Below are 18,007 nucleotides of genomic sequence, written 5' to 3'. Positions count from 1 at the left end.
CGCTGGCGATACTGGAAGCACTCTGATATTGAGGGAGATATGTCGTCTTTCAACTACCTGAATAGCGCTATCAATAAGCATAAATGCATCTTAAAAAAGATGACTGGAGCCTATGGATTCACTAATCGCCCTCTCATCCAGCTAGTGACCGAGAATATCCAGAACCAGAGCACTCAACAACCTGTAGCTATTAACAATTTTCTTGGAATAAAATTTCCCCCAAAGCAGAAAAAAATAGGGATGATATTCGGTAAGTTTTATCCACTGCATACCGGGCATATCTATTTAATTCAACGTGCTTGCGGTCAGGTAGATGAGCTGAATGTGATCCTTAATTATAATGATCAACGCGACCTTAGGTTATTTGAAAATAGCGCCATGTCCAAGCAACCCACACTCAGTGATAGGCTTCGCTGGCTTCTGCAGACTTTTAAGTATCAAAAAAATATCCGCATTCATGCGTTTAATGAACAAGGTATAGACCCCCACCCACATGGCTGGGCTATCTGGAGCCAACGCGTAAAAAGTTTTCTAGTTGAAAAAGGCATTGAGGCTAATGTTATTTACTCAAGCAGACAACAAGAACTAGTCAATTATCGAGAACATCTAGGACTTAAAACTGTTATTATCGATCCTGATCGCTTATTTATACCCATTAGCGGAGAGAAAATTCGCCACAATCCATACCGATATTGGAAATATATTCCTGCAGCAGTTAAGCCGTTCTTTGTCCGTACTGTGGCACTCATTGGCGGCGAATCCAGCGGGAAATCAACTATCGTGAGTAAACTAGCCAGTTTATTTAATACTACCAGTGCCTGGGAATATGGCCGTCATTATGTTTTTACCTATCTTGGAGGCGATAACATGGCACTACAGTATTCTGATTACGATAAAATTGCATTAGGTCACGCTCACTGCATTGACCGTGCAGTGAAATGCGCCAATAAAGTCACTTTTATCGATACTGATTTCGTGACCAGCCAGGTTTTTTGCAAAAAATATCACGGCCGAGAGCATCCTTTTGTGCAGGCAATGATTGATGAATATCGTTTCGATTTAGTTATTCTTATGAAAAACAATACCCCCTGGGTCGCAGATGGTCTCCGCAGTCTTGGAACCCCAAGAGATCGTGATGAGTTTCAGCGCTTGCTTGAGGCATTACTGCACGAAAATCACATTCCATACGTTCGAGTAGATGTTCCGGATTATGACCAGCGTTTTTTAAAGTGCATCATGTTAGTACAAGAGCTGTTAGGAGAACAGCTGACGGTAGTGCAGGAAACACTCTGTCGGCATTCGCCAGATTCGTAGCTAAATAGGTAACCAGCTGGATATCGGGCGTAAAAACCCGCCATCGATCAATAAGTACTTAATAAAAGGAATATTACTATGAGGCTATTTTCTTGTACTTAATGCGATGCCGCTTTAGCGATTCTTCACATAACGTTTTTTTCTTATACTCTTCGTATTCACTGAAGTTGCCTTCAAAAAACCTAATCTTGCCCTCACCATAATAGTCAATAATATGAGTTGCGATGCGGTCTAGGAACCAGCGATCATGAGAAATGACCATAGCGCATCCGGGGAACTCTAATAAAGCATTTTCAAGTGCGCGTAGCGTTTCGACATCTAAATCATTAGTCGGCTCATCTAGTAGAAGCATATTGCTTCCTATCTGCAATAGTTTAGCTAGATGCACGCGACCACGCTCTCCTCCGGACAGCTCACCGACGCGCTTGTTTTGATCCGCGCCTTTGAAATTAAAACGACCCACATAAGAGCGACTCGGAAGTTCAAAGTTCCCGATGCGCATTATCTCCTGCCCGCCAGAGATCTCTTCCCATACTGTTTTAGAATTATCTATTTTATCACGAAATTGGCCTACTGAGGCCAACTTCACAGTATCCCCTAGCACAATACTCCCGCTGTCTGGCCGTTCCTCGCCAGACAGCAGCCGGAATAAGGTGGATTTACCTGCCCCGTTGGGACCGATGATACCGACAAGCGCTCCTTTAGGAAGACAGAAAGACAAATTATTAATCAAAAGACGGTCGCCATAAGATTTACAGAGTTGAATTACTTCGAGTACCTTCTCACCAAGACGGGGGCCGGATGGGATAAACAATTCGCTGGTCTCGTTTCGTTTTTGATACTCCACATTGTTTATTTCTTCAAATCGAGCGAGCCGAGCTTTATTTTTCGACTTGCCGCCTTGAGGGCTTGATTTTACCCATGCTAATTCCTTTGCAATCGATCTGCGCTTTGCCGCATCAGATGAGACCTGTTGAGCGAGGCGATGAGATTTTTGCTCTAGCCAAGAAGAATAATTTCCTTGCCAAGGAAGCCCCTCACCTCGGTCTAGCTCTAGGATCCAGTCGGCAACGTTATCTAAGAAATAGCGGTCATGGGTAATTGCTACGACTGTCCCTGCATATTCACGCAGGAAACGCTCAAGCCAGGCAACAGATTCTGCATCTAAATGGTTTGTTGGCTCATCAAGAAGCAGCATATCGGGTTTCTCTAACAACAATCGACAAATAGCAACCCGACGGCGTTCGCCACCGGATAGGCTGGCAATTTTTGCATCCCACGGTGGAAGGCGCACTACATTAGCCGCGCGTTCCAGCTGATTCTCTATATTATGGCCATCATAAGTCTGGATAATGGCTTCTAATTTCTCCTGCTCTTGGGCTAGTTTATTACAGTCTGCATCAGGTGATGCATAGGCGGAATATACTGCGTCCAGCCTTCGCAGTACCTGCTTTACCTCTGCAACGGCAGGTTCAATTTCTTCGCGTACAGTTTTTGTTTGATCAAACTGAGGTTCTTGCGGCAAATAACCGATATTAATACCGCGTTTCGAACGGGCTTCTCCCTCGATCTCGGCATCAAGTCCGGCCATAATGCGTAATAGTGTCGATTTCCCTGAATTGTTAAGACCTAGTACGCCAATTTTTGCACCCGGGAGGAAATTCAGCGAAATGTTTTTTAATATATAGCGTTTTGGCGGCACTATTTTCCCGACGCGGTGCATGGTGTAGACGAATTGAGCCACGTTGCTATAATTCTCCTATTAATAGGGCCGTGAACTCTTTATTCCACTCAAGGAAGGGAATGAGCCTGGCATTATGACGTTAGTGAGATCAAGCACTTAATATATACTACTGAAACAAGCAATCACAAGCTAAAAATCAGGCGGTAGATATTAAGAAAACTGAGAACCAAGAGCACGGTGGAATAGATGATGCGTTACGGCCCAGCTCTATCGGCCATTTAGTAAAGAGGACCCCAGCCTCTCCCACGAACATAGGAGAGGCTGGGGTTAGCTTCGGCTAGCCGAAATCAATTACAGCCTATAAAAATTAATCGCTACTAACTATATTTCTTTCAAGACATGATCCGTATGAGAGGCATAATTTTAAACTATCTCTTCACGTAAATAGGCTCCATCGACAGCATATATCGATGCGTGAACTCTTTCTACATAGAAAGAGAATTTCGGCTCTTAGAGATGGTGGTTAATGACTCGTCTACTCAGATAGTGCCGTCAAAAAATTGCTAATAATGCAATAGATTATTAGACATGAACGCATAGCTCGCCAAAGATTATTATTTTCATTTTTACACTTATCGGGTTATCGTAAAGCTCTTTATGCTACGATTTTATTAGTAAAAAACTATACTGACTATTAGGAAAAGAACGTTAAAAACGACGAAATCATGAATACAGTCATTAATTACATAAGTGTTAAAATTTAAACTTTCACCATTCCACTTCATTTTCTCAAAAGATAGAAAATAGAATAGCCCTACTATCTAGGAGATAGTAACGCGATACATGACATTACCTATGCTAATTATCCTACGGCGGTGCTGCTGATACGACCCTATTTCAGGACGTCATATAGCAAAATTAGGAGAAAATCTCAGCATCATTGGATGATCAATCTTCCGACAAAAATGCTGGCTAATTCCTTGCGATGCGCACGAGTAAATGAGGTTATTATCATGTTTTCGTATAACCTCATGGCAGAAAAAAAATTTTTTATACTTTAGCGCATTGGATTGTTATGCACCGAACTGACTCAGTTCACCGTATCTACTAATAGACACCTTATGATTTAGTAAAACGTTTTTATATATTTAGCTAATGCAGCGTAGCCTTTTAGAAAATAGGCGAAAATAGTTGCACTTTTATTATTTTTTAGGCCACTCTATGGAGTGGCAGGGGCGGAGAGATTCGAACTCCCAACACCCGGTTTTGGAGACCGGTGCTCTACCAATTGAACTACACCCCTAAATAGGGTGGCGGTGCGGACGGGACTCGAACCCGCGACCCCCGGCGTGACAGGCCGGTATTCTAACCAACTGAACTACCGCACCACCGAATTATGATATACACCAGATGTAACAATGATTAGAATTAAAAGACTAGTAATTCTTTTATGTTTGTATTGTAACTATTATATTTTTCGTCTTGGCATAAAGCGAAAAAGTTTTTTAGATGCCAAATATTTGATTACGCTCGCATGGAAAGCAGGCTCTCCGGCTATCATGATAGCTAGAAAAAAATTTCTGGCTATAATTTATAATTAAATCACGTTTTACTGTAAATAACAACATGTGTGTTGTTAAAGACTACATCAACTCGAGGCTCTAATGAGCGCAATCAAAAGACGGAAAAGACTGTTGAGATAAACTCTTTAATCATCTCATCATACGCTCTTTACAATCACCAAGATCCTCGCAAGATAACTTTTTCATTCAGAATGGCTCTGCTGAATAAAAAAATTGTACTTTCTTTTGTTATCGTACTTCTCTGTTATAAAAAGTTGTCCACATATGCTATGTGTTTCAGACACGTCATGTTCTGATCAGTGACAACTGATTCATTTTACGTTGTAGAGGTCAAGTCATTCACTACACTGATGGCATGAAAGTTTTTACTCAAAAAGCTTTCAGCAGCAATCATATATTGCAACCAGCTTTCTCACCTATTCAAACCTAAGATCTCGAAGTACATCTAGATTATGTGCGTTCACTAACTTGACCACATACTGCGTTGATGCACTAACTCGTAGTTTTTCTTAGTCATATGTTGATGGGGCTGCTCAAGCACAATTACATAGCGGACATACTGCTCAGTTTATGTAACTCGGCTGGGTGAGCTGATCAGCTATACAAGGATTGTATCTCAATAACATTAAAATTTAAACGTGACTTAATATGCGTAACTTCCTGATGGTCAATGTTTAATAACACTAAAGTTAGCAGTAAGCGCCCCTTGATAACATTAGAAAATATTCTAATTTTTTAAATTCTATCACGGGTTAAACATCATTTGCAATAAATAACTTGTAAACATCGAACACTTATACCAGAAAAACTTTGCCTATCGTGCAGTTAAATATACTACCTATAGACGCCGACGATAAAAAACATCTCGACAATTAAGAAGCGTATTTATCAGCTGTTTCCCCCTTGCTGTAAAATACATCATCTTCTACGTTCGCTTTTATATGTTGAAAGTAATATTTTGTATAGTTACATAACATCTACAATCATTCGCAGTCTCGACTTCGCTTATGAAGCACTTTATGCTATTAAATCCGCTCTCTAATTTCAAGCACTATCATTCTCTGATGTGATTACAACTAAACCGATATGAAAATCATGTACTTATCAGTGCATAAAAACGCTCTAATCTAACATCATCAGTTGTTTTTTAGACTTTAGGTAAAGATGATAGTTTAATCTCTAGAGTTAAGCCCGGAGATATAAAACCAGCATTTATTATGCCGTGTCGCAATAGTTGTTGCTTATCATGAGGGCGCTGATGCAGTTCCCTATTATTTACCTAGCGAATGATGTAAATTGCCAGGTAAATAAAACACGTAATCGATTCATCAGTAAAAATAAGATGACTGTGCTGCTGATTTTGCTGGCATCCTAGAACGTAAGGGGGTCCTCAACTAGTCCAATGAGATTGCTATGTTTCCTCTCCCGATAATATTTAGTACTAGAATGCTCACATGAAGTCATGTAGTATTCTTATACCTTTTCTTTAAGGTAACCCCTTACAATAAAGCGTTAGATAGAAACATCGCGTCCTCTATTAGCCGGTGTTAAGCCATTTTATCATTCACTTATGTTAGCAGTATTCATGCTGCTGACACTTCTCCATAATCTTTACATTGTTACTTTCGCTTCCTTACAGAAATTTGTTCTTCCGAACAAACATGCTGCATCTTGCTTTGTTTGTACTGTTACTCTCCTGAAAGTCAGGAAATTGATTCAGTGTAGATGATGAAAGCATTTTAGCGTTGTAAGTAATAATGCCTAGTATCACAGCTATTAGTAGATAGAATTTAAAACCCCAGGTAGTGTTTAGAGCTGCTGCATCTTCCGAACTAACTAAAGCTAAGACCTTCGCGTTCTGTATCTTCCTATATTATTTTCCAATTAACCATGATCATAATACTCGGCACACTTGCCATGACTAAAGCATTTTTCTCAAAAGTCTTAGGTCTTCATCTTATGTACGATGAAGACTAGAATTTAGCAGGTATTGCTTATGTTTGTATGTGAGAGTATTCGCGTCGTTTTTTTTCAGGGTTGGGCATCTAAGATGCGACTACTGATCACAAAAGTAAGTGACCTATTTGAAATGACTTGATGCAATTTTATCTGAAAAATATTAAAAATCAGTAATCTCAAAATTTGATTCATTTATTACTCTTAGTGATAAGTCATGTACTTATTTTTTAACATTAGTCTGCGGGGTTTTTCAATGTAATCATAGCTTATCTCACCTAGTTTTTGCTTTATACCCTGACAATAATCGCTAACTCTAAACCCACGTCTCTTGCTTACACGGCGAAAATTGTTATAAATCTATGATGCATGAAACAATAAATAAGGAGTAGTTTCTAGCCTAAAGATCTCCACCGCATCGCATGACCCGCTTTAAAATGTTTCTCTCATTTTTCATATTAGATTTTTGCTTTTTTCTCACGCTAGTAGTTTCACTATCAGTAGGTTAGTATTTTTTTGGCTTAGTAGTGCTGTCTAGCAGCACAGAGGCATATTTATCATGGAATGATATTATATAGATGCATAATAAAAAATTCCTGATAGACCATTCCTCCTATTTCCAGATGAATTCAGTCGATTTAAAATCTTTTAAGGTGGACTATAAAAGGCCTTAATAAAGTTATCACTAAGGACCCTGCAATTACTGCTTTTATATGCGATATCATCAACCTCTCCTTGCGCTTACACGTATAAGGAGAATACAGCTAAAGCATCATCGCCTGAATGAGGCCATGACATGACCATTCCGCTTACTAACTAATTTTATTTCGCGCTATAAAAATGATCTAGGAGGTATAGCGATCTCTTGGGTTAGCATGACTAAGTGATGCATTATTTTTATGCAATTCATTCATATCGGGTCTATTCTTGTGTTATAAAGGGGGTTAATTTCATCATATTGTATTATAAAGAGAAATACATTCATTCACACGACACTATACAATATTTTATTCAATCAAGAATTAAGGCATCGTCTTAATTTTCGAAGCGCGTTTTCTATTTTTAATCTTTAAGCATATTACTAGACGCTTACCTTATATGTCTTGCTATAAAGTCTTATCCCCTTCTACAAAAAATAGAAAATCGCTTTAGTATGCTTTTATCAAACATCTGTGTTAATTCCGAATAGAACATAACATGCTTTTTAAGGCTCTATTTTTAGGACTAAGTCCCACGAAATTTAATGTCAACTGCTAGATGCATTAAATAGTTCCACGTGCAACGTGATTATCATCGGTACTTCTTGTCATAAAATATAACTATATTAGGATTCCTTGTGTATCAATTAATTAGTTCACTACAGCGCAGCATTCAATCTGATAATTGACGCTAGTCACAGGTAGTATCTAGGCAGATTCTAGACATAAGGCATAATGATTAGAACATTAGGTTATTATTCATGCTTCAAGAAATATGTATTAGTTAACACCCCCTCCCAGTCGTTATCTGAATCTTACTAATCAGGCGCAAGACAAAAGTTAGATGGCGAAAACACTTAAAGTCTTGAGCCCGATAACGCTATTGAGAATATAAAATATAATTAATATTTCCCCATAAAAGCTCTGTTAGAGCCTAACAGAAGTCATAAACGCTAATTTATTCAATAAAATTTATAACATCTAAGTCACGACTCATAGACGCTGCTTCTAATACGCCCTCAGTGGCCGCTTAATATCCGCGCGGGATCAATGCGGCCGGCACGACGAGCAGGATACCCGCTTGCTAGCAGACTAAGCGCTAACGCTATAATCAGCACACTGACGACGTCACTCCAGTGCAGCTCTGTCGGCAAAAAATCAATAAAATACATCTCGCCGGACAACATCTGGTAGCCAAGCAGCTCTTCTAACCCCTTCACAAGGGTAGTTAAGTTAAGAGCTATCAACACGCCAGTTACCACGCCGATAACGCTACCGGTCAAACCTGCCAATAAAGCATACCAAATAAAAATAGCATAGGTTAATCCACCCTGGGCTCCCAGGGTGCGCAAAATAGCAATATCAGCGCTTTTGTCCTTAACTGCTAGCACCATAGCGGACACGATATTGAAATAGGCAATACTTATTACTAATGCCATGGCCAAGTATATCATAACACGAATTATTTGAATATCACGATACATATAGCCATAGGTGTCGATCCAGCTGTGAATTTTAACATAAGCACTAGCTGCTTCCCCCGCATTTCGCACCAGTTTGTTGGCGTTAAAAACGTCACTCACCTTGATGGCAATACCACCTATATCTTCACCATGCTGAAGATAGTTTTGGGCATCCGCCAGCGGCACCATCGCAAAACTATAATCTAGCTGACCGTTTAGCGCTATAATTCCGCAAACCTGTAAAAGAATACTTTTTGGCTGTAGCAACTTCATCTGTGGATCAGTGTTAGGAATCATGACCGTTATCCAGTCACCAGACTGAACCTGCAGTCTATCGGCTACCCCTTGACCGAGGATGACGTGCTGACGACCAGATTGAAAATGCGACCAGGCATCTCCCTGTACATATCGCGGGAGCGCGCTCAAGCGCATCTCTAACGCTGGGTCTACACCTTTTATCTGTATAGCCTGCAACTTTTCGTCGTGCTCCGCTAATCCGGTGAAATTCAGATAGGGAGCGACAACGAGAATCCCAGGGACTGCTTCAATGCGCTTTAACAATGCCGACCAATCAGAAAATGGCGGATTCATCGGTTCGATTGTTCCATGGGGCACCACATCCAAGATACGGTCGTTCAATTCGCGTTCGAACCCACTCATCGCGCTGAGTCCAATAATAAGCACCGCCACACCAAGTGCAATACTGATCGTAGAGATCACCGACATTAATGACACCATGCAGCCCTGACGTCGCCCCCGGATGAAGCGCAAAGCGATGTTCAACGAAAGGGGTGTTTTCACGACACGATCTCTAAAAGAGTACCGTCTCGCATTTCTAACTGCCTGTGCAAACGCTGTGCTAGTTGCAGATCGTGAGTCACGGCCAGCAAGGCTACGCCTTGACGCATATTCAATTTGCTCAATAGTTCAAAAATACTGTCCGTATTTAATTGATCCAGATTGCCGGTGGGCTCATCGGCCAGTACCAACGCAGGGCGGTTCACCAAGGCACGGGCAATAGCTACTCGCTGTCGCTCGCCTCCAGACATTGCCGCCGGGCAAGAGTGGCTCCGGTTCTCAAGCCCTACTGCCGACAGCATTTCCCTCCCTGACTTTTTTGCCTGAGCTGCGCGGACCCCTCGAATTAAAAGCGGCATTGCTACATTTTCTAAGGCTGTGAAGTCCGGCAATAAGTGATCGCGCTGATAGATAAATCCTAACCGCCGATTGCGCAACAGTGCGCGTCCGACGGATGAAAGTGTATGCAGGGGCTGGCCTTCAAATATAACCTCTCCAGAGGTTGCTTTATCTAGTCCAGCAAGAAGATGTAATAGAGTGCTTTTCCCGGAGCCTGAACGTCCTATGATAGCCATCATTTCACCATGTCGCAAAGTGAAACTAACGTTACGCAAGATATCGGTGTAATGCTTACCCTCTCGATAATGTTTGCTGAGTTTAGAGCAGGATAATAAAGGCACGTCAGTCATATCGTAAAGCCTCAGCAGGATGAGAAACTGCGGCACGCCAGGAAGGATAAATCGTAGAAAGTAGCACCATGGCTATAGTGGATAGCGCGATAACTGCTATTTGTGCTGGTTTGATAACTACCGGCAGCGATACCCCCACTTCCAGAAGCGAGCTTAGGACTGGCATCAGACGGCATAGTTGACTAGCCAGAAAGGCACCGAAAGCACTGCCCAGTAACGCACCGCACATTCCGGTGCTTGCACCCTGGATGATAAACACAAGCATGATTTCCCGACGCGTCAGTCCTTGCGTCTGTAAGATTGCCACCTCAGCCTCTTTTTCCATAACCAGCATTCCAAGAGAGGTCATAATATTAAAAGCTGCCACCGCGATGATTAAACTCAACAGCAGGCCTATCATGTTTTTTTCCATATGCACCGCCTGGAATAACGCCCCCTTGGATTCACGCCAATCATGCCAGACTAGGCCTGCTGGTAAAGACTGGGCGCTCAAGCGGGCTACCGCTAGTGGCTGCTGTAGCCATAACCTCCACCCGGTGGCATAACCGGCGGGATAGCGCATTATGCGAGACGCGTCCTGTAGATTGACCAAAAGTTGGTAACCATCGACTTCGCTGTTGGCGGAAAAGGTGCCTGCTACAGTAAATATGCGCTGGAGTGGAATACGTCCTATCGGAGTAAATTGGCTGACGCCAGGCACCATTAGGCGCACTGCATCACCGGGCTGCACGCCAAGCGTGCTGGCAAGCTCATCTCCCAGGATCACCCGGTATTGACCCGCTACCATCTCCTCTTTCTTTGCATCTAACAAATACTCCCAAAGAGGTTCGGGATCCTCTGGGTTAATGCCGAGCATGACACCTACTGCCACACTTCGGGCGCTTTGCAGCACGACATCACTGGTGGTCAGCAGCGCTGCACTCGTTATACCTACCAGATTGTCTAGCAATGAAACTGGAATATGTTTGGGATCCAGCCTCCCCTCAGGGGTAGTCAACAGTACCTGGGGCATCAACCGCAAAATATTACCCTCCAATTCACGCTCGAAACCATTCATCACTGACAATACCGTTACAAGCGACATAACACCAAGTGTTATTCCTAGGGTGGAAAGCCAAGAGACAAAATAGCCAAAGCGATCTGATGATCGCCCATGCATATAGCGAAGGCCAACATATAATACGACAGGTTGATACATGCTTTTCCATCTGGATACTGTTGCGAAAGCAAAGTGATCAAGGATAATAAAGGCTCACATAAAATTATGGAACTATTAAGAACGGAAACAACCCTTTTTATTCCTGATAGTACGTATATTTTAGCCATCGTCTAGGCGCCTCGTATTGTGCCGAAGTCGGTACGGGCGATACCCTCATGATCTGAAAAAAGAGATTGATCATTAACTATGTCAGAAAACGATCGTTATACCTTACCTACCCAAGCAGGAAAAAAATTAATCCTAGGTCAACTTGCTGGCGCCGCCAGCGCTGTAGAGTGCGCTAGCATCATCGACCGCTATCCGGGGCCAATATTACTAATCACTCCCGATATGCAAAGCTCGCTGCAACTATATGTAGAAATCCAGCAGTTCAGCGAACATCCAGTGCTTACACTACCCGACTGGGAGACTTTACCCTACGATAGTTTTTCTCCACATAAAGAAATTATTTCCAACAGAATATCTGCGCTCTGCCGCCTGCCTACCCTTGTGCGAGGTAGCTGTATCCTACCAATTAAGACACTAATGCAACGGCTATGTCCGCCTGCTTTTTTGCATCGCTATACGCTATTGCTAAGCAAAGGCCAACGGCTATCGCGGGAGCGATTATGCGCCCAATTAGAAAGTGCAGGCTACCGCCGCGTCGACCGCGTCATGGAACACGGTGAATTCGCTACCCGTGGCCTGATTCTAGATCTGTATCCCATGGGTAGAGAGGAGCCTTACCGTATCGATTTTTTTGATGATGACATCAGCAGCCTACGTATTCTAAACATGGATACGCAGCGAGTTTTTCAGGAGGTCCCCTCTATTAAGCTGCTACCCGCGCACGAATTCCCGACTGATCAAGCCTCGATAGAGCTGTTCCGCCGCCAGTGGTGCGAGCGGTTCGATGTGCGCAACGATGCTACGCACCTTTACCAGAAGTTAAGCAACGGTATCTTACCAGGGGGTATCGAATACTGGCAGCCGCTGTTTTTCAACGAACCGTTGGTGCCTCTTTTCAATTATCTGCCGCCGGGCACACTGATAGTTAACACCGGGGATCTCGACACTTGCGCTCGTCGTTTTTGGAACGATGCCTGCGTGCGCTTTGATAACCACCGAGTAGACCCTACACGTCCGCGCATGCCTCCTAAAACGCTATGGCTACGAGTTGAGGGTCTGTTCGCTGAACTGAAACGTTGGCCACGAGTGCAGCTCAGCATACAAAAAATTCCGGAGAAGACCGGCCAACATAATATGAATTACCAACCGCTACCGGATGTAGCAATAGAGAAGCAAAGTAAAGAATCCATGGAGAAATTGCGCCGATTCTGTGAACAGTTTAACGGGCCGGTGATTTTCTTAGCGAGTAGCGCAGGACGCCGTGAAATCCTAAGCGAGTTGCTGGCACGGGTGAAGATTCTTCCTAAGCCAATCAGCCGGATTGAGGACGCCACAGAACAGCATGCTTATCTTATCATTGGTTCCAGCGAACGTGGCTTTATCGATGCAACGAGAGCCAGGGCATTAATTTGTGAAAGTGATCTATTGGGGGAATGGGTCAGTAGCGGTCAGAAGGCTACTAAGGGCACTACTAAGACCAATGCCTTAATTTTTAATTTATCTGAACTGCATGAAGGGCAACCGATCGTGCATCTTGAGCACGGGATCGGTCGTTACGCTGGCATGACCCATCTAGAAACGGGGGGGATCAAGGGCGAGTATCTCATTCTGAAATATGCGGGTAACGATACACTATATGTCCCAGTGTCCTCGCTACATCTTATCAGTCGCTACGTAGGGGGAGCGGATGAAAAAGCTCCACTGCACAAACTGGGTGGCGATACTTGGTCTAGAGCTCGGAAAAAAGCGGCTGAGCGAGTGCGAGACATAGCGGCAGAGCTTTTAGATATGTCTGCGCAACGTGCGGCTAAAAGTGGCTTTACCTTCCATTATCATCGCGATAATTATCAATTATTCTGCGAGGGATTTCCTTTTGAGCCTACATCAGATCAGTCTAACGCAATCAACGCGGTACTCAGTGACATGTGTCAGAATTCAGCTATGGATCGCCTTATCTGCGGCGATGTGGGGTTCGGTAAAACAGAAGTTGCAATGCGCGCCGCTTTCCTCGCAGTTGAAAATTACAAACAGGTAGCTATGTTGGTGCCAACCACCCTTCTGGCCCAGCAGCATTTTGAAAATTTCCGCGATCGATTTGCTAACTGGCCAGTACGTATTGAGATGATTTCACGTTTTCGCAGCGTAGGGGATCAGGCGAAAGTGATCGAGCACACCGCCAAAGGAAAAGTAGATATTCTTATTGGCACTCATAAGCTGCTAAACAGCAATATTAAATGGCATGATTTGGGTCTACTGATTATCGACGAGGAGCATCGCTTTGGAGTGCGACACAAAGAGCGCGTTAAAGCGATGCGCGCTGATGTTGATGTTCTCACCCTGACTGCTACTCCCATTCCACGTACGCTATATATGGCGATGAGTGGCATACGCGATCTATCCATTATAGCCACGCCACCGTTGCGCCGACGCGCAGTAAAAACGTTTGTACGCGAATATGACTCACTCGTGGTGCGTGATGCCATACTGCGGGAGATCCTGCGGGGAGGGCAGGTCTATTATCTCTATAACGACGTGGACAATATTGAAAAAACTGCTTTCTACCTGCGAACGCTAGTACCCGAGGCGCGAATTGCTATCGGCCATGGCCAGCTACCTGAGCGTGATTTAGAAAAAGTGATGCATGATTTTCACCATCAGCGTTTTAATGTCTTGGTGTGTACGACCATCATTGAAACCGGCATAGATATTGCTAATACAAATACCATTATTATCGAGCGGGCAGATCGTTTTGGTTTGGCGCAACTACATCAATTACGAGGGCGCGTCGGACGATCGCATCATCAGGCTTACTCCTATTTGTTGACTCCGCCACCAGCAGCGCTCAGTCATGATGCCCGTCAACGATTAGAGGCGATCGCTTCGCTAGAAGGGCTGGGCGCCGGATTTACGCTGGCGACACATGATCTGGAGATTCGCGGCGCTGGCGAACTGCTGGGAGAGGATCAAAGCGGTCAAATGGAAACCATAGGATTTTCTCTTTATATGGAGCTTCTGGAAAGCGCGGTAGACGCCCTAAAAGCCGGGATCGAGCCCTCTTTGGCGGAGATCACGAATCAATTAACCGAAGTAGAATTGCATATGCCTACTCTACTACCGGAAGAGTATATTCCCGATGTCAGCATGCGTTTATCACTTTACAAACGCATTGCCAGTGCTTCAACCAACCGCATCATCGAAGACTTGAAAATGGAGATGATCGACCGCTTCGGTCTGTTACCTGACTCAGCACACTATTTACTAGCAATCTCGCGCTTCAGACAGCAAGCGCAACGTTTGGGCATCCGCCGCATTGAGGGCAGCGATACGGGGGGCTTTATCGAATTCAGAGAAACCCATCGCATCGATCCCTCTTATCTTATTAATCTACTCACGCGCAAGGCGGATTGCTATCGACTAGACGGTCCATCTCGCTTGAGATTTATGCGCAATTTAGCAGATCGCACAGCACGGATAAAGTATATTGATTCGCTATTAGAAGAGTTTCAGCAACATACGCTAAACCCCTAACAATGCATGCCTTAAAAAGAAATCGAGCATCCTTTCTCTTCTATGCTGTTTGAGGGTTTGGTAAACAATACTTGTTGTTATGAGCATGATATCGTATAATGAGTACATAACTATATGACTCTACGTTAGAGAGAGCGTTATTGGATGCGCTAGTAGAGTTTGTGCCGCGTTAGTTTTTAGGAGTGCAATGCTTAAAAAATGCAGGCGATATACCTCACAGTATCATTTATTGCAAGGAATTTAATTATTCCTATAACTTTTGCTATATTCCCTGCCATGATATGACTAGCGAGCAGTCTTTATGAAATAAAAATCTACACCAGAGTATTATTGATGTCAAGACTAAACGCTCTCTACCGCGGGGGAAGAGGTTGATACCTTGTTCAATAGAGCATCATGACAGTAACGTATGTCTTAATAGCCACCATAACGATCTCCTTACATCAAATCTGGCCAAGCCCGTATATCCGTTCCACTAGCCTATGCTAATTTGGTATAGATCTGATGCATGCGTCAGCCTGATCAGCAGAAGATATTAACGTATGCCATTCGCTCTTTTTGTCGACACCATTTTTTCATCAGCTTTCTATTCGCTTTTATGCAAAGTGTTCCTGTTAGGTGCTGATCCGTAAGCATCTTAGTCATTGCACTTGGCGTGAACATTTTCCTGTTGCTGTTAGAGCATGACGCGGAGGGCTTGATTGGTTATGAGTCATGTTTATGAACTCACCGTGGCAAAGATTGATCTCGTCTGTTGATGTGCTCATAAATTCGATTTAGTATGCTCTTTTAGGCATTCGATATTCAACAGTCAACTACTATAACGTTTACCAGAAGATAGCAATCTTCTCAGACGTGATTTTTATCAAATCTAATGTCATAATTTTTGGTTCTAAAGAGCGGCTTATTTTGCTTTCTGAAAGCAGGAAGTATTTTTTAAAAATAAACATTTTTAAAAAATGGTATTATTTAAAGGAAAAATTCACCCAAGATAGTTACACTTTCCCTTGTGACAGTATCAGCATGTAGACGGAGAGGCGCATATTGCATGTTATAAATCGGTTTTCACTAAATCTAGAAAGAGTTAAAGTCAATAAAAAGAAGAATCGATGTAATCTAAATCAAATAAAAAATGGAGTCATATGCTATAATTGAAGACTTTTTAAGAAAAATCATACAGCAAGATGCGTCTTTCCCCAATACTGGAATATTAAAAAGAAAAGCGTAACGTGCCTTCAATGTACGATAATTTATTTTTTAAAGCACTCTAGATCGGGTGGTTAAACCTAATAACGAAATAGGTGTTTTTTGGTGACGATATAGGCTAACGCACTCTTAACCGCTGCAGAAGTGGGTAGGCGCTAACAGAGCAAGGTGCCAAGCGATCCTATGCGAGGGAACACTTTTTCAATAATTGTAAATGCATGATGCCTAGGTCAGTCTAATTATCATTTCTCTAGCGGTTAAGGGTAGACTACTAGCTAATAGACCCCCTTTATGCGAGAAGTTGAAAAATATTCAAGAGCATCAGCAGGCGATACGGTATGCTGTTATCAGGACAGGAAACAGGACTTATGCTGCTTTTTGCGATGTGCGGTACACTATCGACAAACTCTATAAAAGAGAGGACGTCGCATCGAGTAGGTAATCTTCTGGCAATTGATCCTGCACAGCATTCCAGTCAGGAAAGCTAGCTTACTCCCTGATTTTATAGTGAGAAAAACCTTATTATTCGTGTAATTGGTCGCCCTCATGAGGCTCCAATAAGCAATAGGGTTAGGATAAATCCCAATAAGCACTCTGTTCTGTCTAGCGGGTTTCTGTGTCTAAATTTATTTCAAGCGCAATACAATTATGAAATACTATGCTTTCTAGAAGAAAAGCCTAATGCTGCATGTTGTCGTGACGCAACTCAAACTATAGTTATCAATAGTAATGTAAAATTTACCACTCTTTCTGTGCATTGTTGCTAGTCATGAAACATGCAGTGACGTAAAATGTATAATGTCAGTACGTATATAAAAATAATATTGCGCTATATTAGGTACTGAATAAAATTTAACGAATCATTATGCTCGACGATTTTAAGAAAATCGCATGGGATCGATTAATTTTATCCTCTTCCAATATGGTACGCACAATAAAATGTAATATAAGCATCATATGATATTAAAGGCTAAAAATGGCGATATAGAGCCGTATACTTCTTGCATTAAATAGATGATTTTACGCAACATTTTTTTAATCATCTGATATTGCATCAAGATAATCTGCAGGTGAAGGAGGTAATAAAAATCGTTAAATTTCTTAATTAGATTATTTTTTAGGAACATGCGTAGCATCATGCTTGTTACGCCAAAATAGTTTTACCAGAAGAGCACTATTCATGTATTAAAACTCCTGAGTAATAACGTCTTCTACTGTTATAAATATCATGACTGCAACGCAGATGAATAAATGCCTCTCTTTTCTTCAGTACTATAACTTAATTGAATCAACAGATTGTATTCTGTCAGTTCAGTGAACTGACAGAATACAATCTGTTGATTCAATGCAACCTGAGTAGCGTAGCAATCAATGTTGCTATCTGTTCATGCTAGCTTGTCAGACTCAGAGGGGTGATATCATTAATTGTCCATGTATTTTCGCATTCATCGATCCTTCTGCTCGACTGCTTCAAGACTTTCACAACCACCAAGCAGGGCTGTCTGCTGCTTGTCGTGACAACAAAATGACGAGTGAAGCCAGCATGGGCTTTGAGGGGGAACAGCTAGACTGCTAACGCTTGATTGAGAAGACTTACTGCTAAATTTAGTATCATTTCATCGTGGTTTTTCACCTTAAAATCTTGCAAAGATTCCGATGATTTCTCAAAATTGTCGTCTTATGGGCCCAGCAAGCCTGCCCTGAAAGCAGAGGTTCTTAGATAAATGCATCAACAGGGGTGCTTATTTCTAACGCCAGATA

General features: G+C 42.5%; 6 protein-coding genes and 2 tRNA genes. 2 read left to right on the top strand and 6 right to left on the bottom strand.

Annotated elements, in window-relative coordinates:
* The first annotated feature begins 39 nt into the window (after positions 1 to 39).
* The gene (gene nadR / locus A359_RS03095; protein ID WP_014888400.1) at positions 40 to 1,314 is read left to right on the top strand and encodes a multifunctional transcriptional regulator/nicotinamide-nucleotide adenylyltransferase/ribosylnicotinamide kinase NadR; all 1,275 of its coding nucleotides are present in this window, start codon (positions 40 to 42) and stop codon (positions 1,312 to 1,314) included.
* A gap of 76 nt (positions 1,315 to 1,390) precedes the next feature.
* Here nadR and ettA read toward each other — a convergent pair whose 3' ends face one another.
* From ettA to lolC, 6 genes are all read right to left on the bottom strand, one after another.
* Entirely contained in the window at positions 1,391 to 3,058 is a 1,668-nt protein-coding gene (gene ettA / locus A359_RS03090) for an energy-dependent translational throttle protein EttA (protein WP_014888399.1), read from the bottom strand.
* 1,167 nt (positions 3,059 to 4,225) lie between these two features.
* Positions 4,226 to 4,301: transfer RNA gene (locus A359_RS03085), tRNA-Trp, on the bottom strand.
* Positions 4,302 to 4,309: 8 nt separating this feature from the next.
* A tRNA-Asp gene (locus A359_RS03080) sits at positions 4,310 to 4,386 on the bottom strand.
* A gap of 3,868 nt (positions 4,387 to 8,254) precedes the next feature.
* On the bottom strand, positions 8,255 to 9,499 hold the full coding sequence (gene lolE, locus A359_RS03075) for a lipoprotein-releasing ABC transporter permease subunit LolE (protein ID WP_044104570.1): 1,245 nt from the start codon (positions 9,497 to 9,499) through the stop codon (positions 8,255 to 8,257).
* Positions 9,496 to 10,185, bottom strand: coding sequence for a lipoprotein-releasing ABC transporter ATP-binding protein LolD (gene lolD / locus A359_RS03070; protein ID WP_014888396.1), 690 nt, complete (start codon positions 10,183 to 10,185; stop codon positions 9,496 to 9,498). The genes lolE and lolD overlap by 4 nt, the downstream gene beginning before the upstream one ends.
* Positions 10,178 to 11,383 carry a lipoprotein-releasing ABC transporter permease subunit LolC gene (lolC, locus tag A359_RS03065; RefSeq protein ID WP_014888395.1) on the bottom strand — a complete coding sequence of 402 codons (1,206 nt, stop codon included), beginning with the start codon at positions 11,381 to 11,383 and terminating at the stop codon, positions 10,178 to 10,180. The genes lolD and lolC overlap by 8 nt, the downstream gene beginning before the upstream one ends.
* 207 nt (positions 11,384 to 11,590) lie before the next feature.
* Between lolC and mfd the strand changes: the two genes are divergently transcribed.
* Positions 11,591 to 15,040, top strand: coding sequence for a transcription-repair coupling factor (mfd, locus tag A359_RS03060; RefSeq protein ID WP_014888394.1), 3,450 nt, complete (start codon positions 11,591 to 11,593; stop codon positions 15,038 to 15,040).
* Positions 15,041 to 18,007: the final 2,967 nt, after the last annotated feature.

This window comes from secondary endosymbiont of Ctenarytaina eucalypti, assembly GCF_000287335.1.
In the GTDB taxonomy this organism is placed as follows: Bacteria; Pseudomonadota; Gammaproteobacteria; order Enterobacterales; family Enterobacteriaceae.
The sequence above is the reverse complement of the archived record's forward strand: the minus strand, read 5'-3'. Positions and strand labels throughout refer to the sequence as shown.